Origin of the sequence: Hypericibacter sp. (assembly GCF_050729195.1) — a bacterium.
Taxonomy (GTDB): domain Bacteria; phylum Pseudomonadota; class Alphaproteobacteria; order Dongiales; family Dongiaceae; genus Hypericibacter.
On the sequence record NZ_JBOHKS010000045.1, the window covers coordinates 1 to 25353 of the forward strand.

Genomic DNA, 25353 nt, shown 5'->3' on the forward strand with positions numbered 1-25353 from the left:
GCCGGCTTCGATCCGATCGAAACCGGCCGCCCGACCCCCGAAGCGCAAATGACGACGCGGCGCCGGCGACCCTGGCGCATCGAAACGAGAGCAGCGAAAGGAAACCGGGAGTCCCCAGCGCATGACCACCGCGATCCTTGCCGCTCTCCTGCTTCTGACCGTCATCGGCTTCACGCTCGGCAAGAACCGCTCGATCGCGCTCGCCGGCGGCAATTGGAAGAAGCTGCATTCGCTGCCGAGCTATTACGGTGCCTATGTGGCACTCTGGTGCGGCCTGCCGGCGCTGGTCCTGTTCGCGCTCTGGATCGCCCTCGAGCCGCGCATCCTCGAGACCATCATCGTCCGCGACCTGCCCGTCGCCATGATCGAGAGCGGTCAGGCGCAGCTGGGCCTGATCTTCAACGACATCCGCAACATCGCGGTCTATGGCGTGGGCGACCGCACGGTCGACCCGGCCGTGGTCGCCGCGGTCGATCATTATAAGAGCCTCAAATCGATCAGCTTCGCGGCCCTCGCCGTCGCGGTCCTGGCGCTGGCGACCCTGGGTCTCGGCTGGTCGCAGCGCCGCGTGGTGCCCGCCATGCGCGCACGCAACCGGGTCGAGCGCATCGTCATGGTGCTGCTGATCGCCTGCTCCACCCTCTCGGTCCTGACCACGGTCGGGATCGTTCTGTCGCTCTTCTTCGAATCGCTGCGCTTCTTCCATGCGGTGCCGTTCTGGGACTTCCTCTTCGGCGTGCAATGGAGCCCGCAGACGGCGATGCGCGCCGACCAGGTCGGCAGCTCGGGCGCCTTCGGCGCGGTGCCGCTCTTCGCCGGCACGCTGCTGATCACGATCATCGCCATGGCCGTCGCCGTGCCGGTCGGCCTGATGGTCGCCGTCTATATGTCGGACTATGCCAGCCGGCGCGGCCGCGCTTTCATCAAGCCGGTGCTCGAGATCCTGGCCGGCATCCCGACCGTGGTCTATGGCTTCTTCGCCGCCCTCACCATGGCGCCCTTCATCCGCGAGATGGGCGAGGCCGTGGGCCTCTCGGTCGCGTCCGAAAGCGCGCTCGCGGCCGGCCTCGTCATGGGCATCATGATCGTGCCCTTCGTCTCCTCGCTCTCCGACGACGTGATGAACGCGGTGCCGCAGACCCTGCGCGACGGCTCGGCGGCCCTGGGCGCCACCAAGAACGAGACCATCCGGCAGGTCGTGATCCCGGCGGCCCTTCCCGGCATCGTCGGCGGCGTGCTGCTGGCCGTGTCGCGCGCCATCGGCGAGACCATGATCGTCGTGATGGCGGCCGGCCTCTCCGCGAACCTGACCGCCAACCCGCTCCAGGCCGTCACCACCGTGACCGTGCAGATCGCGACCCTCCTGGTCGGCGATCAGGAGTTCGACAGCCCCAAGACGCTCGCGGCCTTCGCGCTGGGCCTGATGCTGTTCTTCGTCACTCTTTCGCTCAACCTCGTGGCCCTCCACGTCGTCCGCAAATACCGGGAAAGATATGACTGAGATCACGGCCCCCGCCATGCCCGTCCGGCGTCCCGATCTCTCGCAAGCGCGCCTCAAGCGCCGCTATTCGGCCGAGCGGCGCTTCCGCCTCTATGGCATTCTCGCCGTGCTGGTCGCGACCGGCATGCTGGGGGCGCTGCTCGTCACCATCATCGGCAAGGGCTACAGCGCCTTCTATCGCACCGATGTCCGCCTCGAGGTGATGCTCGATCCTTCCGTGATCGATCCGGCGGGGACGAAAGATCCCGACGCGATCATGCAGGCCGACTACACCAAACTGCTGCGCGAGGGCCTGCGCCAGCTTTTCCCCGACGTCACCAGCCGCGAGGACAAGCGCGATCTGAACGCGCTCATCAGCTCCGGCGCCGACACCCAGATCCGCAAGATGGTCCAGGCCGATCCCTCGCTGATCGGCCAGACGGTCACGGTCTCGGTGCCGATCGGTCCCGACTTCGACATGCTGGCCAAGGGCTTCATCTCGCGCGATCTGCCGGAAAGCGCGCGCCGCGTCTCCGACAAGCAGATCGGCTGGTATGACACGTTGCGCCAGCAGGACCGGGTCGAGCATGGTTTCAATTGGAGCTTCTTCACCTCTGGTGACAGCCGCGAGCCCGAGCTCGCCGGCGTGGCCGGATCGGTGGTGGGCACCCTCCTCACCATGCTGGTGACCCTGTCGCTGGCCTTCCCGCTGGCGGTGGCGACCGCGGTCTATCTCGAGGAATTCGCGCCGAAGAACCGCTGGACCGACCTGATCGAGGTCAACATCAACAATCTGGCGGCGGTGCCCTCGATCGTGTTCGGCCTGCTCGGCCTCGCCGTCTATATCGGCTTCTTCGGCCTGCCCCGCTCGGCCCCCCTGGTCGGCGGCATGGTGCTGTCGCTGATGACCCTGCCGATCATCATCATCGCCACCCGCGCCGCGCTCAAGGCGGTGCCGCCCTCGATCCGCGAGGGCGGCTATGGCATCGGCGCCTCGCCGCTGCAGGTGGTGACGCATCACGTCGTGCCGCTGGCGATGCCCGGCATCCTGACCGGCACCATCATCGGCATGGCCCATGCGCTGGGCGAGACCGCGCCGCTCCTCATGATCGGCATGGTCGCCTTCATCGTCGGCGTGCCCCACGGCGTCACCGACGCGGCCACGGTGCTGCCGGTGCAGATCTATCTCTGGGCCGACAGCCCCGAGCGCGGCTTCGTCGAGAAGACGAGTGCGGCGATCATGGTGCTGCTGGTCTTCCTGGTGCTGATGAACGGCATTGCCGTCTATCTGCGCCGCCGCTTCGAACGTCGCTGGTAGGAAAGGGTCCGCTTCATGTCGATGGTGACGCTCGCAACCGCACCGGCTTCCGCCGCCGCGACCGGCATGCCCCTCAAGGGCCATGAGCCGATCAAGATCGCGGCCCGGGATGCCAACGTCTATTACGGCGACAAACATGCGTTGAAGCATGTCGAGCTCGACATCCGCCGCAACGAGGTGACGGCGCTGATCGGCCCCTCGGGCTGCGGCAAGTCGACCTTCCTGCGCTGCCTCAACCGCATGAACGACGTGATCGAGAATTGCCGGGTCACCGGCAAGATCACGCTCGACAACGAGGACATCTATGCGCGCGATCTCGACGTCGTCGTGCTGCGCGCGCGGGTCGGCATGGTGTTCCAAAAGCCCAACCCCTTCCCCAAGACGATCTTCGACAATGTGGCCTATGGCCCCCGCATCCACGGCATGGCGACCAACCGGCGCGAGCTGGAAGAGGTGGTGCAGACCAGCCTCGAGCGCGCCGGCCTCTTGAAGGAGGTCAAGGACCGCCTCAAGGATCCCGGCACCGGGCTTTCCGGCGGCCAGCAGCAGCGCCTCTGCATCGCGCGCGCGATCGCCGTCAGCCCCGAGGTGATCCTGATGGACGAGCCCTGCTCGGCGCTCGATCCGATCGCGACGGCCCGCATCGAGGAGCTGATCGACGAGCTCCGCCAGAACTTCACCATCGTGATCGTCACCCATTCCATGCAACAGGCCGCGCGCGTCAGCCAGCGCACGGCGTTCTTCCATCTGGGGGAGTTGGTGGAAACCGGCGATACGCCTCAGATCTTCACCAGCCCGAAGGATCAACGGACCCAGGGCTACATCACCGGCCGCTTCGGCTGATCCGAAGCGGCATCGAGACCGAACGACCCAAGGGAGCAGGACGCGACATGACCGCGGAACATATCGTCAAGTCCTTCGACGACGAGCTCAAGCTGCTGAACCGGACGATCGCCCAGATGGGCGGGCTGTCCGAGGTCCAGCTGCAGACGGCGACCGACGCGCTGATGCGCCGGGATGCCGAGCTCGCCGGGAAGGTGATCCAGGCCGACAAACGCATCGACGAATTGGAACATCAGATCGGCGAGATGGCCGTGCGGATGCTGGCCCTGCGCCAGCCCATGGCCTCCGATCTGCGCGAGGTGGTGGCCGCCCTCAAGATCTCGGCCGATCTGGAACGGATCGGCGACTACGCCACCAACATCGCCAAGCGCGCCATCGCCATCTCGCAGGCCCAGCCCGTGAGCACGCTGCAGGCGATTCCGCGCATGGGCCAGCTGGTGCAGAGCATCATCAAGGACGTTCTCGACGCCTATGTCGACAAGAACGCGGAGCGGGCGGTCGCCGCCTGGAGCCGCGATGAAGAAGTCGATTCGCTCTACAACAGTCTGTTTCGCGAGCTGTTGACCTACATGATGGAGGATCCGCGCAACATCGGCTCCTGCATCCACCTGATGTTCATCGCGAAGAACATCGAACGCATCGGTGACCATGCAACAAATATTGCGGAGACCGTCTATTTCCTCGTCCACGGTCGCGGGATCGAAATCGCCAGACCCAAAGGGGATGTCACAAGCTATGCAATCGCACCCACGCCCGGCGGACGCGCCGGCGCCTAGGCCGCAATCGATGCAGAAGCAGCAAGCCAAGCCGCTCGTCCTCGTGGTCGAGGACGAGGCGGCGCTCGTGACGCTGCTGCGCTACAATCTCGAGCGCGAAGGCTTCGAGGTGATCGAGGCCCGTGACGGCGAGGAGGCGCTTCTCCTCGCCAAGGAACGCCGGCCGGATCTGGTCCTTCTGGACTGGATGCTGCCGCTGGTGTCGGGCATCGAGGTCTGCCGGCAGCTCCGCCGCCTGCCCGAGACCCGGGCCGTGCCGGTGGTGATGCTGACGGCGCGCGGCGAGGAGGCCGACAAGGTTCGCGGCCTCGACAGCGGCGCCGACGATTATGTCACCAAGCCCTTCAGCCCCGGCGAGCTGATCGCCCGGCTGCGGGCGCTGCTCCGCCGCTCGCGGCCGGCGCTCGATGGCGACAATCTGCAATATGAGGACCTGATGATGGACCTCATCGCGCACCGGGTGCGTCGCAACGGACGCGACATCCATCTGGGGCCGACGGAGTTCCGCCTGCTGCGCCATCTGATGGAGCATCAGGGCCGCGTCTTCACCCGCGAGCAGCTGCTCGACGTGGTGTGGGGTCCCGACGTCTATGTCGAGCCGCGCACGGTCGATGTCCATATCCGGCGCCTGCGCAAGGCGATCAATGACGGGGCGGATTTCGATCTGATCCGCACCGTTCGCTCGGCCGGCTACTCGCTCGACCGCGAGCAATAGGTCCTGCGGCCATCGGAAGCAGCCAGGCTGCTTCCGATGGCGCACGGCCTGCCCTCTCCGATATCCCGCCTTCTCGTAACTCGAACGCGATCCATGGGGATTGGCGTTGCGGGTTCGCCAGCATGACATGTGTCAGCGCGCCTGACCGGTTCTAGCGGCTTTCTTAACCCTATCCCGGTTATCGCTGGGCGGAAGGATTGGCGCTCCGAGGACTGTGGAACAGCGGGTGCCGATCCACCCTGTCATTCACAGAGTCGCTCGGAGACATCTCATGCTCATTCCGGCACGTAAGCTGGCGCTGGCGGTCATTGCCTGCGCCTCGGGCTTGTTCCTGATCGCACCCGCCGCATCGGCGGACGAGGTCGGCGCTTTGTTCGAGGCCACCGGTCTCGCGAATGTCACGCCGCTCACGGATCAGTCCATGAGCCAGTTGCGGGGCGGCGGTTTCGAGACGGCTCTGTCCGGCCTGCTCTTCGGGCTCCTGGAGCAATCCGACAGCGCTTCGATGGCTGGCGCAGCGCCCAGCGGTGCGCACGGCGCTTTGGAAAGCTTCTTTCCGGCATTTCTCGACGAGCTGCCCGCCATCAACCTGGTTGTGGCGGAGCTCAATGATCAGCCGACCGTGATGCGGATCGGAACCGCGCCGCAATCGTTGGGTTGCGGAAACGGTTTAAGTTGCCCTGCGGGCATGTCGGTTTCGCTCTACGCCAACAACGCGGCGCCCGCGGGCAATATGGCCGTGAACCTCACCATCACGCACTGAGTGATCGGAAGCAGGACAGCCTTGCTTCCGATTGAGTGTGACGCTAACCGTGCTCTTCGTAACTTTTGATGCGGTCTCCGTACTGGATTGGCCGGAAGGCGGATGCTAGGCTTCTGCTTCATCCAATCATCCCAGGCCCAGTGTCACAACGGAGGCCTCACATGCTGCTCCCAGCACGCAAGCTGGCGTTCCTCGCCATTGCCCTTGCCGGCGGTTTGATCACCGCGTCGTCACATTCCCTCGCCGATGACTCTGCCCTCCGCCCCGACCGTATCGGCATCGCCGATGCGGTTCCCGTGGCCGATCAACAGATGGGCGAACTGCGCGGCACCGGTTTTCTCGGGAGTTTCACCGCAGCCCTTTCCGCGGCACTGGGCCACCTGCCGACGGCATCGCTCAACGGGCCCGGTGTGCTGTTCTTGAGCTGCAGCAACGGCATCAGCTGCGCGCCGGGGACGACCATCAAGATCTTCGGCAGCAACCAGATCACCCCCGGGTCGTCTGGACAGGTGACCGTGATCACGGCGGTGAATCCGCACTGAGCCGTTAGGGTGCGGGCGACGATTTGCCGGTGGAACAACGCTGCATTGGCGTTGGGTGGGTCCATCGATGATCAGGTTGCCGCAATCGAGAGATTCCCGAGCGACGCGGCGACTCGGTTACGAGTAACGGGCAGGAGCAGTTGTGTTCATCCTCATTTGGGAGGTTCCCATGTCGACACGGGCACACAAACTGGCTTTGGCCGCCGCCGCATTTGCGGGTGGCCTGCTTTCGATGATCTCGCTTGCAAATGCCGGCGACGCACGCCTCGACGCCGCCCGCATCGGCCCGATTGACGGCATCGCGCTCGATGACGGGCAGATGAGCGAGTTGCGTGGCACCGGCATATTCGGGAGCGCCTTCCAGGCGTTTCTGAACTCGCTGCCGCCGGGAAATACCGTCAAGGCACAGCTCAATGATCAGACGGGGTTTCGAACGAGCACAACGATGCCGGTGACGCTGAGTTGTGGCAACGGGATTACCTGCCCCGCCGGGATGACAGTCAATCTATCCGCCAATAACAATGCCCCTTCAGGCAGCGTGTCGGTGAACGTGACCAGGACCACGATCATCAACCACTGAGTGTTTGTTCTGGGCAGTGCCATGAAGCAGGAAGCTGCCTGAGACCGCCGCTGTGTCTCAACGTCAGGCAGCTCGTCAGGGTGACCTGCCGCGGATGTCGGATGCATCCCTGAGACCGCGTCTAACAGCCAAGTGAAGGGACTGCCGTCCGACGGACGGCAGGATTTTTGTCTGTTTCCAGGCTGTCATGCTGACCTTTATACGGGAGGGTCCCATGCTTACACGAGCACACAAGCTGGCTTTCGCCGCCGGCGCCTTTGCGGGCGGCTTGTTGTCAGCCATCTCTCTTGGAAATGCGGGCGATACGACCCTCACTGCCGACCGCATGGGGGCGATCGACGGCATTGCGCTCAATGACGCACAGTTGAACGAGCTTCGCGGCGCGGGCGTCTCCGGGAGCGACCTCGCGGGGACGATCGTAAATCCCGTCGTGATCACGCGTCACATCAATATCACGATCGTGCATCACTTCAGTTTTACGATCACCCGCAACATCGTCATCGGGACTCCGAATCCTTAGAGTGAACGGAATGCTGCTCCAGGCGGTCGACGATCTGCGAGCTGCTCCTGATGTGCCTTGCCGACATTGGCACGGGATCCTCCATGTTGATCCCGGTGGAGCATCACGGAAATTTAATCGCCGTTGCAACTTTTGATGGGGTCTCCGTTCTGGATCGGCGGCGAGGTGCGGTGATATGGTCCCCGCTCACCCGATTTCCCTCAGGCCCGGTGTCGCAACGGAGGCCTTCCATGCTGGTTTCAGCGGGCAAGCTGGCGTTTCTCGGCCTTGCCGGCGTTTTGACTTTTTCATCATTCCCATGCTTCGCCGGCGACGCTGTCCTCAGCGCCGATCGCATCGGTCTTGGCGACGCGGTCGCCTTGAACGATCGCGAGATGGGCGATCTGCGCGGCACGGGCTTTCTCGGGGCCCTGACGCAAGGACTGCTCGGGACCCTGACTCCCACGGCCAGGACCGCACTCGCCAACGGCAGCCAGAGCACGCTCAACGCGCTGACCGGCTTCATCCCCACGCTGCTGAGCGTGCTGCCCCCGGGCAACACCGTCTCGGCGCAGATCGGCACCGGGCCGCCCGTGACCCAGAACGGGACCGGGCCGCAGTCGCTCGGTTGCGGGAACGGAATCACCTGCGGTCCCGGGACCTCGGTCTCGCTCTCGAGCAGCAACAATCCCGCCTCGGCGAGCGCGAGCATCAGTTTCACGCTTCACTGACGGCTCGCGGGCCATCTGCCCCGCGGCCTCTCGCTGCCAGGGAGGCCGCGGGCAGATCGTCAGCCCGACTTGCCGCGGATATCCGAGGCCGCCCGGCGCAGGATCGCCGCGATGCGGGCCTGCTCTTCCGGTGATGCATCCTCGAGCTCGTTGAGCGCGCGCTTGATGTCGCGCCGCGCCTCGAGGATCTCGGGCAGCACGCCGCCGCGCCGGCGCCGGCCCAAAGGCCAGGCATCACGATCCTCGCGACGATCGGAATCGCCACGCTCGCCCGCCTCGCCGCCTTCTTCCATCAGGCGCTGCGCCTGCGCGAACTTGGCGCCGACCTCGGCTAACTCCGCCAGGATCGCGTCCGCGGTCGCGCGGTTCTCCGTGAGGAAGGCCTGGCCCGCCTCGTTGATGCGATAGAGCTTCTTGTTGGCCTCGGCCTCGACCGTCGCGAACCCGATCTCCTCGAGATAGGTCAGCGCCGGATAGATCATGCCGGGGCTGGGCGCGTAGAAGCCGTGGCTGCGCTCCTCCAGCTCCTTGATCAGCTCATAGCCATGGCGCGGCTGCTCGGCCAGGAGCGCCAGCAGGATCAGCTGCAGATCGCTCGAGCCCAGCCGCCGTCCGAGGCGGAAGCCCCGCCCGCCATGATGGCCCGAGCCGCCGTGACCGCCACGCCCGCGCCCGCCGAAGAGGCCGCGGAACTCGCCGTCCCGTCCGCCCCGTCCGGCACAATCATGGTCGTGGCCATGGCGGTGCCAGCCACGTCTATCATCTTGGTTTTCAATTAGAATTCTCATTGTCTATCATTCCTTTTTATCGTTAGACATATCGTAAGATATGTTTTTTGATGAGAATGTCAAGACCAATGAGAATTGGGCGGGCTCAATTCAGGAAAAGGGCTTGGCGATAGGCTTCGGCCACGTCGGCTCCGAAGCAGGCGAAGATCACCCGCTCCGGAGCGCCCGGCCGGGTCATTTCCTCGCGGACCGTGGCGACCGCGATGCGGGTCGCCGGTTCGAGCGGATAGCCATAGATGCCGGTCGAGATCGCCGGAAAGGCGATCGAGCGGCAGCCTCGGTCGGCCGCGATCCGCATCGAGGCGCGATAGGCGCCTTCGAGCTTGTCGGGCTCGCCATTGCCGCCGCCCTGCCAGACCGGCCCCACCGCATGGATGACGAAGCGCGCCTTGAGCTTGAAGCCCGGCGTCGCTCGCGCGCCCCCCGTCGCGCAAGGCGCGATGCGCGCGCAAGCCGCCGCCAGCTCCGGCCCCGCCGCGCGATGAATGGCGCCGCAGACCCCGCCGCCTGGCGCCAGGCGTTCGTTGGCGGCATTGACGATGGCATCGACATCGAGCGCCGTGATGTCGCCTTCGAAGATCTCGATGCGGGGATCAGTCGTCATCGTTCGACTCGGCCAACAGGAAAGCCAGAGGCGCCGGCAGGTCCTGGCTGAAGGGATTCACGATCTCGACCTGGCCGACGCGCGCCTTGCCGTCGAAATCCTCGCTCAGCAGGAGATAGCACTCGGTGGCCTCGAGGCAGGCGATCTGGGTCGCCTGCGCGAGCTCGGCGCGGCCGGACGTCACCAGGGCCAGGGCCGCATCCAGATGGGTCGCGGTCGGCGAGACGACGGGAAAGATCGAGATCCAGTCGCGCACCAGCTGCGCCGCATCGCTGAGCGGCATCTTCTCCTTGCGCGTGACCGCGGCGAAGAACTCGGTCACGGCCTGCAATGAGAGGATGCAATCGCCATCGAGCGCCTTCGTCACGAGCTGCGCCGCGATCCGATGCTTCTCGCCCGCCGCACGATCGATCGCGCAAAAGAGGATGCCGGCATCGAGCGAGAACCGGTCAGCGGCCATAGATGTCTTTCCGGCTCGGCGCCTTGCCCCCGAGATTGAAGCCCTTCTCCATCGCGCGCCTGACCCGCTTCCAGGCCGCTTCCTGCGCAGGCGTCAGCTTGCGTTTCTTCGAGACGGGCTCGATCCGCGCCACCGGCTCGCCGCGTCTTGTGACGATGTAGGTCTGGCCGGATTCGACCTGGCGCACGATCTCGGCGAACTGCTGGTTGGCATCGCGCAGCGAGATGGTCTTCTCGTCCATGGGAGCGGCACTCCTTGAAGGGGCTACAATTGTAGCCCTTAAGGCGCCGACGGCAAGGGCTTTGCGGGCGTCGGATAGAGCCGCATCAGCCAGAACAGCAGAAGGAGGCCCGGCACCGCCAGGAAGGCCGTCGCGATGAAGAAGGGCGCCCAGCCGAGCTGGGCCGCGAGCCAGCCCGAGCCCGAAGAGAGCATGGTGCGGCCGGCGGCCATGAAGGAACTCAGCAGCGCATATTGCGTGCCGGTGAAGGCGACATTGCAGAGGCTCGAGAGATAGGCGACGAAGGCGGCCGAGCCCACGCCATTGGCGAAATTGTCCGCGCCGATCGTCACCGTCAGCGCCAGCAGGTCGTGGCCCTCGACGGCAACCCAGGCATAGAGAATGTTCGTCACCGCCTGCAGCACGCCGCCGAGCACGAGCGCGCGATAAAGCCCGTAGCGCGCCACGATCAGGCCGCCGGCGCCGACGCCGACCAGCGTCATGATCACGCCAAAGACCTTGGAGATGGCGGCGATCTCGGTCCCGGTGAAGCCCATCTCGGCATAGAAGGGATTGGCCATGGTGCCGCCGATGGCGTCGCCGAATTTGTAGAGCAGCACGAAGGCGAGCACGACCAGGGCGCCCGGGCGGAACAGGAACTCGGCGAAGGGATCCCAGACCGATTGCTTGATCTGCTGCAGCACCGGCTGGCGCGCCAGGTTGCGCCAGCTTTCGGGCGGCGTCGGTTCCGGCGCGATCAGCACCGCGACCATGCCGATGCCGACGGTAGCGGCGAGGCCGGCGAAGATCACGGGCCAGCCGATGAAATCGGACGCGGCCAGCGCGCCGGCGCCGGCGAGGATCAACCCCAGCCGATAGCCGGCCTGCGTCGCGGCGGCACCAGCCCCCTGCTCTTCCTCATTGAGGATCTCGATGCGATAGGCATCGATGGCGATGTCCTGGGTCGCCGAGAAGAACGCCACCAGGAGGGCCGCCAGCGCCGTCCACCAGGGATCGATGGCGGGGTCGGTGGCGCCCATGAAAAGGATCGCCGCGATCAGACAGGCTTGGGTCAGGAGTGCCCAGCCGCGCCGGCGCCCAAGCCAGCGGGTCAGCAGCGGCAGCCGGATCTGATCGACGATCGGCGCCCAGACGAATTTGAAGCTGTAGGGCACGCCCACCAGCGCGAACAGGCCGATGGTGGTGAGATCGACCCCGGCCTTCTTCAGCCAGTAGGACAGGGTCGAGAGGGTGAGGAGCAGCGGCAGCCCGCTCGAGAACCCCATCAGCAGGATGACCAGCATGCGCCGGTCGAGATAGACCTTGAGCGTGTCCCGCCAATTGCGGCGCGCCGGCATCGTCGTCCCGCTCGACCCTGTCATCGTCGCTCCCGATTCGCTGCCGCCTTTATAACGCGGCAGCGTTAACGCTGTCCCGAGTCGGGGTCAAAGCGGCGTGGCCAGGCATGACTACGATCACGCGCCGGGAAAATCCGGCTGCGCTTCGGGGCGGGCTTGGCGGAACGCATTGAGCCCACGGCACCGCGCTTCGACCGCGAGCAGGGTCGGATAGGTGGCCAGATCGAAATCGAAGCGGCGCGCATTGGCCAATTGCGGGACCAGATGAAGGTCCGCCCAGCCGGGCTGCTCGCCGAAGCAGAAGGGCCATGGCTCGGCCCTGCGGTCGAGCGTCGCCTCGAGCGCGTCGAAGCCGCTCTCGAGCCAATGATGATACCAGCCCTGTACGGCTTCTTGATCGGCGCCCAGCGCGCCGGCGAGATATTTGCGGACGCGGTGGTTATTGAGGGGATGCAGGTCGCTGGTGATGAGCTGCGCAAAGGAGCGGACCTCGGCACGGGCGACCGGGTCCGTCGGCAGCAAGGCTGGCTCGGGATGGGTTTCTTCCAGATATTCGAGGATGGCGGTGGCCTGGGCGAAAACCCGGTCACCCACCTGCAGCGCCGGCATCAGCCCTTGCGGATTGAGCCTGCGATATTCGCCGGGCGAAAGCGAGGAGATGGCGACATACTCGTAGTCGATCGCCTTGAGATGAAGCGCGATTCTGACGCGTTCGCCGGCCGAATTGCGCCACTGCGTATAAAGCCGCATTGCGATCGCCTCCCTCGCCGCCAGTTTGCACAGCGAGGCGGTGTCAGACCAGCGTCCTCGATCGATCCCGCGGCTTCAATCCTACGAGGCCTGCGCCTCAGCCGAGCGCGAGGCGCGCTTGCGGGCGTTGGGATCGAGCAGCTTCTTGCGCAACCGGATCGACTTCGGCGTCACCTCGACCAGCTCGTCCTCCTCGACATAGGCGATCGAGGCCTCGAGCGACATCTGGCGCGGCGGCGTCAGGCGGATCGCCTCGTCCTTCGAGGTGGTGCGGATGTTGGTGAGCTGCTTGGTCTTGAGCGGATTGACCTCGAGATCGTTGCCGCGGCTATGCTCGCCGATGATCATGCCCTCATAGACCGCCTCGCCCGGATTGATGAAGAGCGGCCCGCGCTCCTCGAGATACCAGAGCGCGTAGGCGACCGCGGTGCCGCCGCCGGTCGAGATCAACACGCCGTTGCGCCTTCCCTCGATCGGGCCCTTATGCGGCGCATAGCCGTGGAAGAGCCGGCTCATGATACCGGTGCCCCGCGTGTCGGTCAGGAACTCGCCGTGATAGCCGATGAGGCCGCGCGACGGGACCAGGAAGTTGACGCGGGTCTTCGCACCACCCGAGGGGCGCATGTCGGTCATCTCGCCGCGGCGCTGGCCCAGCTTCTCGACCACCACGCCGACATAATCCTCGTCGACATCGACCACGATTTCCTCGATCGGCTCGAGACGCTGGCCGGTGGTGGGATCGTTGCGATAGATCACGCGCGGCCGGCTGATCGACATCTCATAGCCTTCGCGACGCATGGTCTCGATCAGCACGCCCAACTGCAATTCGCCGCGGCCGGCCACCTCATAGGCATCCTTGTCGGAGGATTCCTTCACGCCGATGGCGACATTGCCTTCGGACTCGCGCAGCAACCGCGCGCGCAGCATGCGGCTCGTCACCTTGTCGCCTTCGCGGCCCGCGAGCGGCGAATCGTTGATGGTGAAGGTCATGGAGAGGGTCGGCGGATCGATCGCCTGGGCCGCGATCGGCTTCTCGACCACCGGATCGCAGATCGTGTCGGCGACCGTGGTCTCGGTCAGGCCGGCAATGGCGACGATGTCGCCCGCCTCGACCTCCTCGACCGAGACGCGCTCGATGCCGCGGAAGGCCAGGAGCTTCGTCAGGCGGCCCTGCTCGATCACCTGGCCGTCGGGGCGCAGGCTCTTCACCATCATGTTGGCGCGGGCGCGGCCCGAATGGATGCGCCCCGTGAGGACGCGGCCGAGATAGGGATCATATTCGAGCGTCGTCACCAGCATGTCGAAGGGAGCCTCGGCATCGGCCACCGGCGGGCGCACATGACGCACGATCAGGTCGAACAGCGGCGCCATGTCGGTGCGCTCGCTCTCGAGATCGACGGCGGCCCAACCCTGCTTGGCCGAGGCGAAGAGGGTCGGAAAATCGAGCTGCTCGTCATTGGCGTCCAAGGCCGCGAACAGGTCGAACACCTCGTCATGGACCTCATGCGCGCGCGCGTCCGGGCGGTCGGCCTTGTTGATGACCACGATCGGACGCAGGCCCTTCGCCAACGCTTTCGTGGTGACGAACTTGGTCTGCGGCATCGGTCCTTCGGCCGCGTCCACCAGCACCACCACGCCGTCGACCATGCTGAGGATGCGCTCGACCTCGCCGCCGAAATCGGCATGGCCCGGCGTATCGACGATGTTGATCTGCATGCCCTTCCAGGTCACGGAGGTGCATTTCGCCAGGATCGTGATGCCGCGCTCGCGCTCGAGCTCGTTCGAATCCATGATCCGTTCCGCCACCTGCTGGTTGGCGCGGAAGGTGCCCGACTGCCGCAGCAGCTGATCGACCAGCGTCGTCTTGCCGTGGTCGACATGGGCGATGATGGCGATGTTGCGAATGTGATTATGACCGGTCATGGCGTCGAGCCTTGCTTCTTTCTTCAGACGAAATCGGACAGCACCTGTTCGGCGAGCGGCACTTCCGGCCGCGCGCCCAGATGCTGGATCACTTCGGCGGCCGCCAAGCTGGCGATCCGTCCGCAGGAGGCGAGACTGCGACCGGTGACGAGTCCGTAGAGGAACCCCGCCGCATACTGGTCGCCGGCCCCGGTGGTATCGACCAGACGCATGACAGGCGCCGGATCGATCACGTGAAGTTCTTTGCCCGACAGCACGACCGAGCCCTTGGCGCTGCGCGTCAGCGCCGCGATCCGGGTCTTGCCGCGCGTCTTCTGCAGGGCCGCGTCGAAATTATCGGCCTCCCAGAGCGAGCAGATCTCCTGTTCGTTGGCGAACAGGATGTCGACATGGTTCTCCACCAGCTGCTGGAACTCGGCGCGATGGCGATCGACGCAGAAGGCATCGGAGAGGCTCAAGGCCACCATCCGGCCCGCGCGATGCGCCGCCTCGGCCGCCTTCAGGAAGGCGAGCTTGGCGTGCGGCGGGTCCCACAGATAACCCTCCAGATAGGTAATCTTGGCCCGCGCCACCAGGGCCTCGTCGATATCGAATTCGGTGAGCTCGAGGCAGGCGCCCAGGAAGGTCGCCATGGTGCGCTGGCCGTCGGGCGTCACGAAGACCAGGCAGCGCGCGGTGGGCGCGCCTTCGGTCGCGGGCAGGGTGTCGAAATGGATGCCGAGCGATTTGATGTCGTGGCGGAAGATGCCGCCGAACTGGTCGTTCGAGACCTTACCGATGAAGCCGGCGCGCGCACCCAGGATCGCGAGGCCGGCGATGGTGTTGGCGGCCGAGCCGCCCGAGGCTTCCATGGCGGGACCGGCGGCGCGATAGAGCTGATCCGCGCGGGTCGCGTCGATCAGCTGCATGCTGCCCTTGGCCAGATCCGAGCGCGCCAGGAAACGCTCGTCGGCATGGCTCAGCACATCGACAATGGCGTTGCCGATGCCGAGCACGTCGATGTCAGCGGGAGCCGGGCTGTTGGCCATGCGTCGATCTCGATCCTGGAGGTCGCCGGAGCGCCCTCTGCTGATTCGGGCCCAGGCCCCTCACGGGCGGGCGGGTCTTTGCCAGGAAAAACAGGCGCCGCCCAAAGGGCCTGAAATCGAGTTCAGGCAGATCCGGGCGGCGCGCGCGGCGGAGTATAGCCAGCGGCCGCCCAATCTCAAGCAAACTCAGACCCCTCAGCGCTTCCGCCGCAGCCGGGACCCCTTCGTGAAAAGACCGGTATTTCCGAGGCTTCGGGGCCGGAACCCCTGGTGCCGGGCCCCCCGCACCCCCAATTCCAGCGGCGGACAGCATTGATCGCCCCGGCCAGCCCGGCTAAATCATTGTCCAGAAACGCCTTTCCTTCCCTCCCACGCACCCCCGAGGCCCCGTCCCATGTTCAGTGCCCTTGCCGCCGCCTTCGGCGACCTCGGCAACCCCCGTGTCCGCGCGGTGCTGTGGAAGAGCCTGGGCCTGGCACTCGTCGTGCTGGTGCTGCTCTCGGTCGGGCTCTGGTTCCTGACGGCCTGGCTCGCCCATTTCGACATCGGCTGGCTCGACAAGGTGATCGAGTTCGCGGCCGGCTTCGGGGTGGTGATCCTGGCCTGGTTCCTCTTCCCCGCCGCGGTCACCAGCACGCTCGGCATCTTCCTCGACGAGGTCAGCGGCGCGGTCGAGCAGGCGCATTACCCGCTATTGCCGCCCGCCCGGCCTCAGTCCTGGGGCGAGATCATCCGCCAGACCCTGGCCTTCACCGCCGTCGCGCTCGGGCTCAACCTGCTGCTGCTCCCTTTCTACCTGCTGCTGCTCTGGTTTCCGCCCGCTTATGCCGTGCTGTTCTATGGCGTGAACGGATATCTGCTGGGACGGGAATATTTCGAGCAGGTGGCCATGCGCCGGCTCGATCCGGAAGCGGCCCGTCGGCTGCGCCGGGCGCATCGGGGGCGCATCTTTCTCGCCGGCATCGCCATCGCCTTCCTGCTGACGGTGCCGATCCTCAATCTGATCGCGCCGGTGCTTGCGACAGCCTTCATGCTGCATCTGTCGATCACGCTGATGGCGCCGCCGTCGCGTCGCTGACGCGTCCCTCGGACATCGGTGTCACTCGGGAATCGTCTCCCAGGTCACCGCCCGGAAACGATGAGTAGAATCCGTATGGCAGTGCCTCAAAAAAATCTTAGGAAAATTTTCCGAAAATGCGGGACAACCCGGTGACGAATCAGTAACGATTGTGTCATAGCATTTGGGCGCGACGAGATTGGTGCGGCACCCCTGGCTGGTTGGTCTCGCACCGAAACGTTGGATGGGCATCTCAGTCGCGCAGGGCGCCGGTCACCGGCGATGATTTTTATGTTGAGTTTCAACAGGTTGGCGGGGATGGTCGCGACCGGGCTGATGGCCCTGGCGCTGGCCGCTTGCGCCAGCCGGACCCTGCCGCCGAGCGCTTCGGCCGCGCCCGCGACCACCAGCGTCAGCACCTCCAGCAGCAACACGGTCACCACCCCGGCCGTTCAGCCGGCGACCGCGACCGCGCCGGCCGCGACCGGAAACACCCAGTCGAAAGACCTGATGGGCATGGGTCCGGACGAGCTGCAGCATCTCTTCGGTCATCCGCAGCTGGTGCGCAACGAGACCGGCGCCGAGGTCTGGCAGTATCGCGCCCAGGCCTGCGTCCTCGATCTCTATCTCTATCCGCAAGAGTCCGCAGGCACGCCGCTGCGCGTGACCTACCTCGAAGCGCGCGACCGTTCGGCGGCGAGCCTTGCCACCGACCCTTGCGTCTCGGCGCTCATGACCGAGAAGCGCATCAGCGCCCTCTAAGCCGGCCTTTTCTTCCCCGTCCTCGGTTTGCCGCGCTTGAGCGAAGGCTTGCCTTTGGCCTTTCGAGCACTCTTGGCGCCTGCCGATTTTCCTTTCTTAGACAATGACTTGGCGGGCGACGGCGCGGCCGGATCGACGGCCAGCAGCTTGCTTTTGAACTGGCACAGATCCGCAATGAAGCAATGCGGACAGTCGGGCTTGAGCGCCTTGCAGACATAGCGTCCATGCAGGATCAGCCAGTGATGGGCATGGAGCTTGTAGGCGACCGGCACCACCTTCTCGAGCCGGTCCTCGACCTCGCGCGGCGTCTTGCCCGGCGCCAGGCCGGTGCGATTGCCGACGCGGAAGATATGCGTGTCGACCGCGATGGTGGCTTCGCCGAAGGCGATGTTGAGCACGACATTGGCGGTCTTGCGTCCCACGCCGGGCAGCGTCTCCAGCACCTCGCGCTGCCTCGGCACCTCGCCGCCATGTTGCGCGAGCAGGATCTCCGAGAGCCGGATGACGTTCTTGGCCTTGGTGTTGAAGAGGCCGATGGTGCGGATGTAGGGGCGCAGCCGCTCCTCGCCCAGCGCCACCATCTCGGCCGGCGTCTGCACGATCTTGAACAGCGGCTCGGTCGCCTTGTTCACGCTGACGTCGGTCGCCTGGGCCGACAGCACCACCGCGACCAGCAGGGTATAGGGGTTGATGAATTGAAGCTCGCCGCGCGGATCCGGGTTATGGGCCTGGAAGCGGCGGAACATCTCCTCGATCTGGGCGGGTTTCATGGACGGGATTTCTGGCCTCCGGCGGCACCGGTCACGCCGAGGGCGGGAACGGGATGAGAACCTTCTATAGCAGGCGGGAAGAGTCCCGCGAAACCGTTGGGATATCCCCCGAAAATTGCCAAGACCGTCACTTTGCCAAGCCGACGGCCGGACTTATAGTGACGGCCCATGGGCAATGAACAGGGCACCCCTCTGCCGCTCGATCGCGACGATACGGCGGTACAGGAGAGCAGCGTCACCGCGCCGGCGGAAGCCGTGCTGCTGGACGCCGTGCTCACGCCCTATCGCAGCCTGCCGCCGGCGGGCTTCGCGATCCTGATGACCGCGATCGGTGCCGTCGGCTTCTTCGCCGGCATCGCCTTCCTCACCATCGGCGCCTGGCCCATCACCGGTTTCGGCGCGATCGAGATCGGCCTCTTCTATCTGCTGTTCCGTCTCAATTATCGCAGCGCCCGCCAGTTCGAGCGGATCCGGCTCACCCCCAGCCTGCTGACAGTCGAGCGCCATGACCTCAAGGGCCGGGTCCAGCGCTGGAGCTTCCAGCCCTACTGGCTCAAGGTGCAGCTCGACGAGCCGATCGAATCCGACACGCCGCTGCTGCTGCGCTCGCATGGCAACGCGCTCGCGATCGGCCGCTTCCTGTCGCCGGCCGAGCGGCTCGACTTCGCCAATGCGCTGAAGGCCGCCCTCGTCTCCGTACGGCGCTGACTAGCCCTGCACCGAATAGCCGCCATCGACGGTGATCGTCGCACCGGTGATGAAATCCGACGCCGGCGCCGACAGGAACACGGCGACGCCGGCCATGTCGCGCGCCTTGCCCCAGCGCCGGGCCGGGGTGCGGGCCTCGATGCGCTCATGCATGCCTGCCATCTGGCGGCGCGCCTCGCGCGTCAGGTCCGTGTCGATCCAGCCCGGCAGCACGGCGTTCACCTGGATATTGTCCTTGGCCCAGGCGGTCGCGAGCGCCTTGGTGAGCTGGACGACCCCGCCCTTGCTCGCCGCGTAAGGCACCGCGAAGGCGGCGCCGAAGATCGACATCATCGAGCCGATATTGACGATTTTGCCGCCGCCGGCCTTGCACAAGGCGGGGTAAGCCGCCTGGCTGCAGAGAAAGCTGCCGGTCAGATTGATGTCGAGCACCCGGTGCCATTCCTCGGCCGAGTAGTTCTCCGGGACTTTGCGGATATTGATCCCGGCATTGTTGACCAGGATGTCGAGCTTGCCGAAACGCGCCACCGTGGCCTCGATCAGCACGCGGCAGGAGCCGGCATCGGTCACGTCGACAGCGATGAAGGCGGCTTCGGCGCCCAGGGCGATCAGCTCCTTGACGGCGGCCTCGCTCTTGGCGGCGTCGCGGGCCGCGACAACGATGGCCGCGCCCGCTTCGGCCAAGCCTTTCGCCATGCCGAGCCCGATGCCGCCATTGCCGCCGGTGACGATCGCGATCTTGCCGGTCAGGTCGAACAGCGCCGGCGCGCGGGAATCCACGCTCACAGCCCCAGCACGTCCTTCATGGCATAGAGGCCGGGCGGCTTGCCCTGGGCCCAGATCGCGGCCTTGACGGCGCCGCGCGCGAAGATGGCGCGCGAGGTGGCGATATGGCCGATCTCGATCCGCTCGCCCTCGGCCGCGAAGGTGACGCGATGCTCGCCCACCACGTCGCCGCCGCGGAGCGTGGCGAAGCCGATATCGCCCTTACGCCGCTCGCCGGTGATGCCGTCGCGTGACCGCTGCGCCACGCTGTCGAGCGACACGCCGCGGCCCTTCGCGGCGGCGCGGCCGAGGCCCAGGGCCGTGCCGGAGGGCGCATCCACCTTGTGGCGGTGATGCATCTCGACGATCTCGATATCCCAGTCGGTGTCGAGCGCCTTCGCCATCTGCTCGACCATCAGCAGGAGGAGATTGACGCCGAGGCTCATATTGGGGGCGAGCACGATGGGCGCGCGCTTGGCCGCCGCCTCGATGGTGGCGCGCTCGGGCGCCTCGAGCCCGGTGGTGCCGATGATATGGGCGTGGCCATGTTTGGCGGCGAGGCTCGCATGGGTGGCGCTCGCCGAGGGCGCGGTAAAATCCAGGACCGCGTCCGACGCGGCGAACAGCGCGTCGGGATCGGCAGTGAGAACGAGGCCGACCGGCTCGATGCCGGCGAGCTTGCCCAGATCCTCGCCCAGCGCCGGATTGCCCGGCCGCTCCGTGCCGCCGGCGATGACGCAGCCGGGCGTGGCCGCAATGGTCGCCAGCAGCATACGCCCCATGCGCCCTGCCGCCCCGACGACGCCGATCCTCGTAGCCATGGTCCCCGCCTTCCCGTCCGCTCATGACGGTTCGATGTTGTTGGACGGGCATTTAGCCGGGCGGCACGCGGGGGCGCAAGATCATGCACCCAAGATTGAGAAGCAACTTGAAATTGGATATAGTAAATATACAAATATCATAGGTTGTGTGTGAGCGAGCCTATGCAGCACCGTTTATTCCCTATTCGCTTTCGCAAAATTAGTCTTGGTCTCGCGGCGGCATTGCTCGCGCTTGCGATCGGGATGGCACCGGCCGCCGCGGACAACGGCGGTGTCGCTGGAAGCTGGACGGTTCTCATCCCGGACGCGTTTCCCAACTTCATCTTCACCTGGCGAGTCGCGGCCGATGGCCGCTATGACGAAGATGGCCGCGACAGCGCGACGGGAAGACCGATTCAGCCGACGTTTCATGGCCGGTGGACGCTCGAGGGCGAAAGCCTGATTCTGCGTCAGGCCGAATACGACTATGTCTTCGATGGGACCCTGTCGGGAACGAGCTATGCGGGCGACCTCTACTTGGAAGGGGTGCTCGTGTCGCGCTTTTGCGCGGCAAAAGGCGAGACCGCGCCGAAACGCTGCTGGAACGCTCCTCTCATATCGGACGCAACCGCACCGCCAGTGTGGCTGGAACGGTAGCCGCGAAGGCCGATGACGTCTGTCAGGCTGCAGGACGGTATAGATCGATGTGGCGCGCTGGCCTCAGGAGCCGGATAAGCGACAGTTCTTCCGCCCGACGGTGCGGCGCAGCGGCGCGCAAGCGGTAGGCACCGGAGTTGAGAGGCAGGGAAGCGGGAGGTAAAATCGCGACCTGGCGACTGGCAGCGGGCTCAGCCTGTGCGAGATGGCTTGCGAAGGATAGGTCTGGCGATCGCCATTTCACTGCTGGCAGGGCTCGCCCTACCCGCGGCGGCGGCCGCTGGCTGCAGCGCGAGCAGTGCCGAGGACTGGAGCCAGTGCGGCGATCGCGCTTTCGACAAGGGCGACTATCCGGCAGCAGTCACCGCCTATGAAGAGGCGCTGCGCCTCGTCCAGCATGATTATGAGGTCCGCTACAACATCGCGCAGGTCGAGCTGGAGCTGAAGAACTACGATGCCGTGATCCGTCACATTGGCATCTTCATGGAGGACCGGCCGGACGTGGCGCTCGCCTTCGATCTCCGCGGGCTCGCCTTCATGGGCAAGCGCGATTACGACGCGGCGCTCCAGGATTTCAGCGAGGCCGTGCGGCTCAAGCCGCAGAGCTACGGGTTCCTCTATGACCGCGGCACCGCCCATCATGCGGCCGGCGCCTACGAGACGGCGATCGCCGACTACAGCGCCGTGATCGCGATCGAACCCGAATTCGCCGACGCCTTCTATCAGCGCGGCCGCGCTTACCGGAAGCTGGGCGATGAGGCGCGGGCGAAGGAAGACCTCGCGGCGGCGAAGCGCCTTGACCCGACGGTCGCGACGCGGCTGGGAGAACTGCTCTAGCCGATCACCACCCAAATTCGCGTTGCCGCCTCAGGCGGCAGAATGATGAGAGGGTGAATCTCGCCCTGAGCGATCTCCCACAGCCTTTCTAATCAGCCCCTAGGCTTTAGGGGCTAAAGTCGCATTTGATTGAACACTACTATTGGGAACCCAAGTCAACATTCCGAGAAACTCATCGATTAGAGTGAGTATCTCGCCCATGTCCTTGTCTCGAACAACAACATTCGAGTGCGCTGTGTCATCAGGCTGAGGATCATATAGAACGTCGCAGCTTGCAAAGGTCGACTGACGCACACTATCGACAATGCAGTATAGCACGCCGCAGTACTGCAACGCCGATGGAACCGGTTTGCCGTCCGCAATGAGCTTGTCTTTTTGGATGCCAATACGCCGATTCGCATCGGCGGATATGCTTTCGACTAAAGAAAGCAATCTTCCAGAAAGTTCAACTTTCCAACTTCCGCCAGCTTCATTAGGTGGACCAAGCCATTTTTTGAACTGTCCATGATGAATCGCGGTCTTCCGAACGTGAGTTGTGTTCGTGACAGCGCGAATCCAGACATCGGAGCCTTCAGCAGGTTCTCCGGTTTGCAACTTCAAGCATCCGACTCGCTCTTGGAGAGTTCTCCAAATAGCGATTGCAAGTAACCTACAAGCTCAAAGTCGGATTTCTTAAAATGTCGCTCAACCGGCGCCCGCTTGCCGAATTTAGCGTAGGTCAAAACGCGATCGCCGGGACCGACGTCAAGGAATATTTTCCTTGGACTGTGACGAGAACCAGCAACCCACTCCATACAAATGGAGCCGTCTGGCCCCGGAGCAGCGTCCGGCGGGTTCGCATGTGACGCCAATTGCCTCAGCAAGCCACGCGCAAACTTCAGGTCTGACAGCAGGAGCGGCTCCGCATCATCGCCATCCCAGCCGGGTGAAGTATATTGCTCAAAGCGATCCAGCGCGCCAATGGTGTTCTGGGTTGTAAGATTCCGAATCGCCTTCAGGAAATCTAGCGCAATGGAAATACCCTCGGGCTCAGTCTGTCCAATAGACAACGCATACACCTCGTAGAACTCCCGAGCGTGCGTCTCAATCCAATCGTCGATCGCAATCTCCAGAGGTTCAAGCGCAGCAGCGCCACTATTTGGGAGCGGTGCAAATGTAGATCGGACAGAACTACCGCCTGTTCCGCGGGTATGCTTGGGTGATTCTAAAACACCCGAATCAGGCATTACTTGCCTCCCTTCAATTTATGCTCAAGTGCCTCGGTTCTCGCACCCCAAAAGGCATCCCAAATATCATCATGCAGAGTCTCAAGAATCGAATCGATAACTGCAGCATCCGTCACCGTGCTTCCGTTGTAGATTCGATCTATATCGAAAATGATTGCTCCATTCGGAGAATCCTCCGTTGGTTCTTGATTGGCCAAGGTAACCAACTTGAGGCTGTTAGAATCCGGGGTGGACTCGATGCGAGCCAAAAAATGACCCTCAGAACTCAAGAGTGTTGCCGGCAAATCTGCGGTCGGGCGCAACCAGTCTGCTAGTTTCGGGCGCTCGGCTTCTTTCTTAATACGATTGATATATCGCAAGCCGATCTTTGATATCTCTCGTGGCAAGATTATGGGGAGGATAGTTTCCCAATTCTTGAGTATCGAAGCCTTTAGGGTGTCCCAGCCCGGATATACGCCGGAGACGGTGCAAATGAAATTCGTATCAGAGATCTGGATGGTCCGGTCGCCAGCCTGGGAAGCAAACCGAAATGCGGGCGCAGGAACACCGAGTGGCCGCGGGGGTGTTGGTGGAGCAACTGTCCCAATTACGATTTGCAAAGCCATATTGCCAATAGGCTGAATTTCTGGGAACTCGCCACCGAGCGCTTTGTACAATTCGCCGGAACTCCAACGAGGCTCCGGATCGCGGACAAACGTGAATTCACACGCCGCTTCGAGGATGGTCGGGTTTGGGAACTTTGGGTGAGGTTTGCCGGTCAACGGCGTTCCCAATCTGTTGAGTGCGAATCGCCAACAACTGTTGAATCCCAACGCTGCAACCCTGTCAAGGGGTGGCATCAGCCTAGTACACTTAGATGTCGACTACATTGGTCGACCATGGGTCGGCTAGAGGGCTTCGACACCGCAATACCGGTTGGACGCCTTACTCCTTCAGCTCCTGCCAGAATTCCTTGACCTTGGCGAAGAAGCCTTCGGCCTCGGGGCTGTAGGGCTTGCCCTTGGTGGCGGACTTGTCGAACTCGCGCAGGAGCTCCTGCTGCTTCCTGCTGAGATGCACCGGCGTCTCGACCGCGAGATGGACATAGAAATCGCCGCGGTGATTCTGGCGCAGCACGCTCATGCCCTTGCCCTTGAGGCGGAACTGCTGGCCGGTCTGGGCGCCGGCCGGAATCTGCAGGCGCACGCGGGTGCCGTCGATGCCGGGCACCTCGATCGGCCCGCCGAGCGTGGCGGTCACCATCGAGATCGGCACCTTGCAATGGAGATCGGCGCTGTCACGCTCGAACAGCTTGTGCGGCTCGATCGAGAGGAAGATGTAGAGGTCGCCCGGCGGCGAGCCGCGCAAGCCCGCCTCGCCTTCGCCGGCGAGCCGGATGCGGGTCCCGTCCTCGACACCCGGCGGCACATTGACGTTGAGATTCTTGTCGCGGCGCGTGCGGCCTGAGCCGCCGCAGCTCTTGCAGGGCTTCTCGATGACGCGGCCGGTGCCGGCGCAATGGGTGCAGGTCCGCTCCATGGTGAAGAAGCCCTGCGTCATGCGGGTGCGGCCGGAGCCATGGCAGACCGGACAGGAGATCGGATGGGCGCCCTTCTCGCCGCCCGAGCCGCTGCAATCCTCGCATTTGACCGAGGAGGGCACGCGCACGGTCGCGGTCTTGCCGGCGAAGGCCTCCTCGAGCGTGATCTGCATGTTGTAGCGGAGATCGCCGCCGCGCGAGGTCGCCTGGGGCCCGCGGCCACGGCCGCCGACGAACTCGCCGAACATCTCCTCGAAGATGTCGGCGAAACCGCCCGCCCCGAAGCCGGCGCCGCCGCCGAAGCCACCGGCCCGGGGACCGGCGCCGTTCTCGAAGGCGGCATGGCCATAGCGGTCATAGGCGGCCCGCTTCTGGTCGTCCTTCAGGATCTCGTAGGCTTCGCTGATTTCCTTGAACTTATGCTCGGCCGCCTTGTCGCCGGCATTGCGGTCGGGATGGAATTTCATGGCCGCCGCGCGGTAGGCCTTCTTGATGGCCTCTCCGCTCGCGTCCTTCATCACCCCGAGGGTCTGGTAGTAGTCCTGTTTGGCCATGGTCGTCGGATGTCGTCGCTTGCCGGAGCTTAGGGCTCGAAGGTTGAAAGACCGTTTTCACATAACAGAAACGGGGCCGGCGGGCGATGGAGCATGATCTTGATACGCCCCCAAGGCCCGCCGGCCCCGCTGTTATCCTGTCTCTCTGGCCCGAACGAGGTGTCGGTTACGCCTTGTTCTTGCGGTTTTCGTCGACTTCCTCGAAGTCGGCGTCGACGACACCGTCCTTGGGCGCGCCGGTCCCGCCGGCGCCCGCACCCGGACCCGGACCCGCCGCCCCGGCACCGGGGCCGCCGGCCTGGGCCTCGGCTTCCTTCTGC

General features: G+C 64.7%; 29 protein-coding genes and 1 pseudogene. 15 read left to right on the forward strand and 15 right to left on the reverse strand.

What is annotated here, in order from left to right:
• Positions 1 to 121: 121 nt before the first annotated feature.
• The 10 genes from pstC (at position 122) to ACREE8_RS03335 (ending at position 8247) form a co-directional block, all read left to right on the forward strand.
• Positions 122 to 1501 carry a phosphate ABC transporter permease subunit PstC gene (pstC, locus tag ACREE8_RS03290; RefSeq protein WP_431571551.1) on the forward strand — a complete coding sequence of 460 codons (1380 nt, stop codon included), beginning with the start codon at positions 122 to 124 and terminating at the stop codon, positions 1499 to 1501.
• Positions 1494 to 2798, forward strand: a complete 1305-nt coding sequence (pstA, locus tag ACREE8_RS03295; RefSeq protein WP_431571552.1) for a phosphate ABC transporter permease PstA — start codon at positions 1494 to 1496, stop codon at positions 2796 to 2798. Before pstC ends, pstA begins: the two co-directional genes overlap by 8 nt.
• A gap of 66 nt (positions 2799 to 2864) precedes the next feature.
• Entirely contained in the window at positions 2865 to 3641 is a 777-nt protein-coding gene (gene pstB, locus ACREE8_RS03300) for a phosphate ABC transporter ATP-binding protein PstB (RefSeq protein ID WP_431571577.1), read from the forward strand.
• 47 nt (positions 3642 to 3688) lie between these two features.
• A complete protein-coding gene (gene phoU, locus ACREE8_RS03305; RefSeq protein ID WP_151179820.1) occupies positions 3689 to 4417 on the forward strand; it encodes a phosphate signaling complex protein PhoU in 729 nt (242 codons plus the stop codon).
• Between the two features lie 10 nt (positions 4418 to 4427).
• Positions 4428 to 5132 (forward strand): phosphate regulon transcriptional regulator PhoB, encoded by a 705-nt coding sequence (gene phoB / locus ACREE8_RS03310; protein ID WP_151179821.1) that lies wholly within the window; start codon positions 4428 to 4430, stop codon positions 5130 to 5132.
• Positions 5133 to 5403: 271 nt separating this feature from the next.
• Positions 5404 to 5895, forward strand: a complete 492-nt coding sequence (locus tag ACREE8_RS03315) for a hypothetical protein (protein ID WP_431571553.1) — start codon at positions 5404 to 5406, stop codon at positions 5893 to 5895.
• 161 nt (positions 5896 to 6056) lie between these two features.
• Positions 6057 to 6437 carry a hypothetical protein gene (locus ACREE8_RS03320; RefSeq protein ID WP_431571554.1) on the forward strand — a complete coding sequence of 127 codons (381 nt, stop codon included), beginning with the start codon at positions 6057 to 6059 and terminating at the stop codon, positions 6435 to 6437.
• A 169-nt stretch (positions 6438 to 6606) separates the two neighbouring features.
• A complete protein-coding gene (locus ACREE8_RS03325; protein ID WP_431571555.1) occupies positions 6607 to 7017 on the forward strand; it encodes a hypothetical protein in 411 nt (136 codons plus the stop codon).
• Between the two features lie 214 nt (positions 7018 to 7231).
• Positions 7232 to 7537 carry a hypothetical protein gene (locus ACREE8_RS03330; protein WP_431571556.1) on the forward strand — a complete coding sequence of 102 codons (306 nt, stop codon included), beginning with the start codon at positions 7232 to 7234 and terminating at the stop codon, positions 7535 to 7537.
• Between the two features lie 230 nt (positions 7538 to 7767).
• The gene (locus ACREE8_RS03335; RefSeq protein ID WP_431571557.1) at positions 7768 to 8247 is read left to right on the forward strand and encodes a hypothetical protein; all 480 of its coding nucleotides are present in this window, start codon (positions 7768 to 7770) and stop codon (positions 8245 to 8247) included.
• A gap of 59 nt (positions 8248 to 8306) precedes the next feature.
• Here the strand turns inward: ACREE8_RS03335 and ACREE8_RS03340 are convergent, their stop codons facing one another.
• The 8 genes from ACREE8_RS03340 to ACREE8_RS03375 form a co-directional block, all read right to left on the reverse strand.
• On the reverse strand, positions 8307 to 9035 hold the full coding sequence (locus ACREE8_RS03340; RefSeq protein ID WP_431571558.1) for a PadR family transcriptional regulator: 729 nt from the start codon (positions 9033 to 9035) through the stop codon (positions 8307 to 8309).
• An 85-nt stretch (positions 9036 to 9120) separates the two neighbouring features.
• Positions 9121 to 9639: an O-acetyl-ADP-ribose deacetylase gene (locus tag ACREE8_RS03345; protein WP_431571559.1), complete on the reverse strand. Its 519-nt coding sequence runs from the start codon at positions 9637 to 9639 to the stop codon at positions 9121 to 9123.
• Positions 9629 to 10099 carry a PIN domain-containing protein gene (locus tag ACREE8_RS03350; protein WP_431571560.1) on the reverse strand — a complete coding sequence of 157 codons (471 nt, stop codon included), beginning with the start codon at positions 10097 to 10099 and terminating at the stop codon, positions 9629 to 9631. Before ACREE8_RS03350 ends, ACREE8_RS03345 begins: the two co-directional genes overlap by 11 nt.
• Positions 10089 to 10340, reverse strand: coding sequence for a type II toxin-antitoxin system Phd/YefM family antitoxin (locus tag ACREE8_RS03355; RefSeq protein ID WP_431571561.1), 252 nt, complete (start codon positions 10338 to 10340; stop codon positions 10089 to 10091). Before ACREE8_RS03355 ends, ACREE8_RS03350 begins: the two co-directional genes overlap by 11 nt.
• 38 nt (positions 10341 to 10378) lie before the next feature.
• Positions 10379 to 11701: an AmpG family muropeptide MFS transporter gene (locus ACREE8_RS03360; protein WP_431571562.1), complete on the reverse strand. Its 1323-nt coding sequence runs from the start codon at positions 11699 to 11701 to the stop codon at positions 10379 to 10381.
• Positions 11702 to 11794: 93 nt separating this feature from the next.
• On the reverse strand, positions 11795 to 12427 hold the full coding sequence (maiA, locus tag ACREE8_RS03365) for a maleylacetoacetate isomerase (protein WP_431571563.1): 633 nt from the start codon (positions 12425 to 12427) through the stop codon (positions 11795 to 11797).
• 81 nt (positions 12428 to 12508) lie between these two features.
• Positions 12509 to 14350, reverse strand: a complete 1842-nt coding sequence (gene typA / locus ACREE8_RS03370) for a translational GTPase TypA (RefSeq protein ID WP_431571564.1) — start codon at positions 14348 to 14350, stop codon at positions 12509 to 12511.
• Positions 14351 to 14373: 23 nt separating this feature from the next.
• Complete coding sequence (locus tag ACREE8_RS03375; RefSeq protein WP_431571565.1) at positions 14374 to 15378, reverse strand: adenosine kinase; 1005 nt, start codon at positions 15376 to 15378, stop codon at positions 14374 to 14376.
• A gap of 394 nt (positions 15379 to 15772) precedes the next feature.
• On the opposite strand from ACREE8_RS03375, the gene ACREE8_RS03380 reads away from it, so the two are divergent.
• Together ACREE8_RS03380 and ACREE8_RS03385 are read left to right on the forward strand one after the other, a co-directional pair.
• Positions 15773 to 16456, forward strand: a complete 684-nt coding sequence (locus ACREE8_RS03380) for an EI24 domain-containing protein (RefSeq protein ID WP_431571566.1) — start codon at positions 15773 to 15775, stop codon at positions 16454 to 16456.
• A 270-nt stretch (positions 16457 to 16726) separates the two neighbouring features.
• The gene (locus tag ACREE8_RS03385; RefSeq protein WP_431571567.1) at positions 16727 to 17197 is read left to right on the forward strand and encodes a hypothetical protein; all 471 of its coding nucleotides are present in this window, start codon (positions 16727 to 16729) and stop codon (positions 17195 to 17197) included.
• A 137-nt stretch (positions 17198 to 17334) separates the two neighbouring features.
• Here the strand turns inward: ACREE8_RS03385 and nth are convergent.
• A pseudogene (nth, locus tag ACREE8_RS03390) lies at positions 17335 to 17967 on the reverse strand (endonuclease III); the annotation flags it as partial.
• 168 nt (positions 17968 to 18135) lie between these two features.
• Between nth and ACREE8_RS03395 the strand changes: the two are divergent.
• Positions 18136 to 18675, forward strand: a complete 540-nt coding sequence (locus ACREE8_RS03395; protein WP_431571568.1) for a DUF2244 domain-containing protein — start codon at positions 18136 to 18138, stop codon at positions 18673 to 18675.
• On the opposite strand, the gene ACREE8_RS03400 is transcribed toward ACREE8_RS03395, so the two are convergent.
• A complete protein-coding gene (locus ACREE8_RS03400) occupies positions 18676 to 19461 on the reverse strand; it encodes an SDR family NAD(P)-dependent oxidoreductase (RefSeq protein ID WP_431571569.1) in 786 nt (261 codons plus the stop codon).
• A complete protein-coding gene (dapB, locus tag ACREE8_RS03405; RefSeq protein WP_431571570.1) occupies positions 19458 to 20261 on the reverse strand; it encodes a 4-hydroxy-tetrahydrodipicolinate reductase in 804 nt (267 codons plus the stop codon). Before dapB ends, ACREE8_RS03400 begins: the two co-directional genes overlap by 4 nt.
• Positions 20262 to 20423: 162 nt before the next feature.
• On the opposite strand from dapB, the gene ACREE8_RS03410 reads away from it, so the two are divergent.
• Together ACREE8_RS03410 and ACREE8_RS03415 are read left to right on the forward strand one after the other, a co-directional pair.
• Positions 20424 to 20897 carry a hypothetical protein gene (locus ACREE8_RS03410; protein WP_431571571.1) on the forward strand — a complete coding sequence of 158 codons (474 nt, stop codon included), beginning with the start codon at positions 20424 to 20426 and terminating at the stop codon, positions 20895 to 20897.
• A 210-nt stretch (positions 20898 to 21107) separates the two neighbouring features.
• Complete coding sequence (locus tag ACREE8_RS03415) at positions 21108 to 21734, forward strand: tetratricopeptide repeat protein (protein WP_431571572.1); 627 nt, start codon at positions 21108 to 21110, stop codon at positions 21732 to 21734.
• Positions 21735 to 21833: 99 nt separating this feature from the next.
• Here ACREE8_RS03415 and ACREE8_RS03420 read toward each other — a convergent pair whose 3' ends face one another.
• The 4 genes from ACREE8_RS03420 to dnaJ form a co-directional block, all read right to left on the reverse strand.
• On the reverse strand, positions 21834 to 22334 hold the full coding sequence (locus ACREE8_RS03420; RefSeq protein WP_431571573.1) for a hypothetical protein: 501 nt from the start codon (positions 22332 to 22334) through the stop codon (positions 21834 to 21836).
• Complete coding sequence (locus tag ACREE8_RS03425) at positions 22331 to 22960, reverse strand: hypothetical protein (RefSeq protein WP_431571574.1); 630 nt, start codon at positions 22958 to 22960, stop codon at positions 22331 to 22333. Before ACREE8_RS03425 ends, ACREE8_RS03420 begins: the two co-directional genes overlap by 4 nt.
• Positions 22960 to 23721 carry a TIGR04255 family protein gene (locus tag ACREE8_RS03430; protein WP_431571575.1) on the reverse strand — a complete coding sequence of 254 codons (762 nt, stop codon included), beginning with the start codon at positions 23719 to 23721 and terminating at the stop codon, positions 22960 to 22962. The genes ACREE8_RS03425 and ACREE8_RS03430 overlap by 1 nt, the downstream gene beginning before the upstream one ends.
• 163 nt (positions 23722 to 23884) lie before the next feature.
• The gene (gene dnaJ, locus ACREE8_RS03435; protein ID WP_431571576.1) at positions 23885 to 25033 is read right to left on the reverse strand and encodes a molecular chaperone DnaJ; all 1149 of its coding nucleotides are present in this window, start codon (positions 25031 to 25033) and stop codon (positions 23885 to 23887) included.
• Positions 25034 to 25353 lie beyond the last annotated feature (320 nt).

What these genes read in the sequence shown, in the direction of transcription:
- phoU (WP_151179820.1), top strand. Translation starts at nt 3,689, where the DNA reads ATGACCGCGGAACATATCGTCAAGTCCTTCGACGACGAGCTCAAGCTG.
- ACREE8_RS03360 (WP_431571562.1), bottom strand. Translation starts at nt 11,701, where the DNA reads ATGACAGGGTCGAGCGGGACGACGATGCCGGCGCGCCGCAATTGGCGG.
- ACREE8_RS03330 (WP_431571556.1), top strand. Translation starts at nt 7,232, where the DNA reads ATGCTTACACGAGCACACAAGCTGGCTTTCGCCGCCGGCGCCTTTGCG.
- pstC (WP_431571551.1), top strand. Translation starts at nt 122, where the DNA reads ATGACCACCGCGATCCTTGCCGCTCTCCTGCTTCTGACCGTCATCGGC.
- ACREE8_RS03350 (WP_431571560.1), bottom strand. Translation starts at nt 10,099, where the DNA reads ATGGCCGCTGACCGGTTCTCGCTCGATGCCGGCATCCTCTTTTGCGCG.
- pstA (WP_431571552.1), top strand. Translation starts at nt 1,494, where the DNA reads ATGACTGAGATCACGGCCCCCGCCATGCCCGTCCGGCGTCCCGATCTC.
- ACREE8_RS03325 (WP_431571555.1), top strand. Translation starts at nt 6,607, where the DNA reads ATGTCGACACGGGCACACAAACTGGCTTTGGCCGCCGCCGCATTTGCG.
- ACREE8_RS03355 (WP_431571561.1), bottom strand. Translation starts at nt 10,340, where the DNA reads ATGGACGAGAAGACCATCTCGCTGCGCGATGCCAACCAGCAGTTCGCC.
- ACREE8_RS03375 (WP_431571565.1), bottom strand. Translation starts at nt 15,378, where the DNA reads ATGGCCAACAGCCCGGCTCCCGCTGACATCGACGTGCTCGGCATCGGC.
- dnaJ (WP_431571576.1), bottom strand. Translation starts at nt 25,033, where the DNA reads ATGGCCAAACAGGACTACTACCAGACCCTCGGGGTGATGAAGGACGCG.
- typA (WP_431571564.1), bottom strand. Translation starts at nt 14,350, where the DNA reads ATGACCGGTCATAATCACATTCGCAACATCGCCATCATCGCCCATGTC.
- ACREE8_RS03340 (WP_431571558.1), bottom strand. Translation starts at nt 9,035, where the DNA reads ATGAGAATTCTAATTGAAAACCAAGATGATAGACGTGGCTGGCACCGC.
- ACREE8_RS03425 (WP_431571574.1), bottom strand. Translation starts at nt 22,960, where the DNA reads ATGCCTGATTCGGGTGTTTTAGAATCACCCAAGCATACCCGCGGAACA.
- phoB (WP_151179821.1), top strand. Translation starts at nt 4,428, where the DNA reads ATGCAGAAGCAGCAAGCCAAGCCGCTCGTCCTCGTGGTCGAGGACGAG.
- ACREE8_RS03410 (WP_431571571.1), top strand. Translation starts at nt 20,424, where the DNA reads ATGCAGCACCGTTTATTCCCTATTCGCTTTCGCAAAATTAGTCTTGGT.
- maiA (WP_431571563.1), bottom strand. Translation starts at nt 12,427, where the DNA reads ATGCGGCTTTATACGCAGTGGCGCAATTCGGCCGGCGAACGCGTCAGA.
- ACREE8_RS03345 (WP_431571559.1), bottom strand. Translation starts at nt 9,639, where the DNA reads ATGACGACTGATCCCCGCATCGAGATCTTCGAAGGCGACATCACGGCG.
- ACREE8_RS03315 (WP_431571553.1), top strand. Translation starts at nt 5,404, where the DNA reads ATGCTCATTCCGGCACGTAAGCTGGCGCTGGCGGTCATTGCCTGCGCC.
- ACREE8_RS03395 (WP_431571568.1), top strand. Translation starts at nt 18,136, where the DNA reads ATGGGCAATGAACAGGGCACCCCTCTGCCGCTCGATCGCGACGATACG.
- ACREE8_RS03380 (WP_431571566.1), top strand. Translation starts at nt 15,773, where the DNA reads ATGTTCAGTGCCCTTGCCGCCGCCTTCGGCGACCTCGGCAACCCCCGT.
- ACREE8_RS03385 (WP_431571567.1), top strand. Translation starts at nt 16,727, where the DNA reads ATGTTGAGTTTCAACAGGTTGGCGGGGATGGTCGCGACCGGGCTGATG.
- ACREE8_RS03320 (WP_431571554.1), top strand. Translation starts at nt 6,057, where the DNA reads ATGCTGCTCCCAGCACGCAAGCTGGCGTTCCTCGCCATTGCCCTTGCC.
- ACREE8_RS03335 (WP_431571557.1), top strand. Translation starts at nt 7,768, where the DNA reads ATGCTGGTTTCAGCGGGCAAGCTGGCGTTTCTCGGCCTTGCCGGCGTT.
- pstB (WP_431571577.1), top strand. Translation starts at nt 2,865, where the DNA reads ATGCCCCTCAAGGGCCATGAGCCGATCAAGATCGCGGCCCGGGATGCC.
- dapB (WP_431571570.1), bottom strand. Translation starts at nt 20,261, where the DNA reads ATGGCTACGAGGATCGGCGTCGTCGGGGCGGCAGGGCGCATGGGGCGT.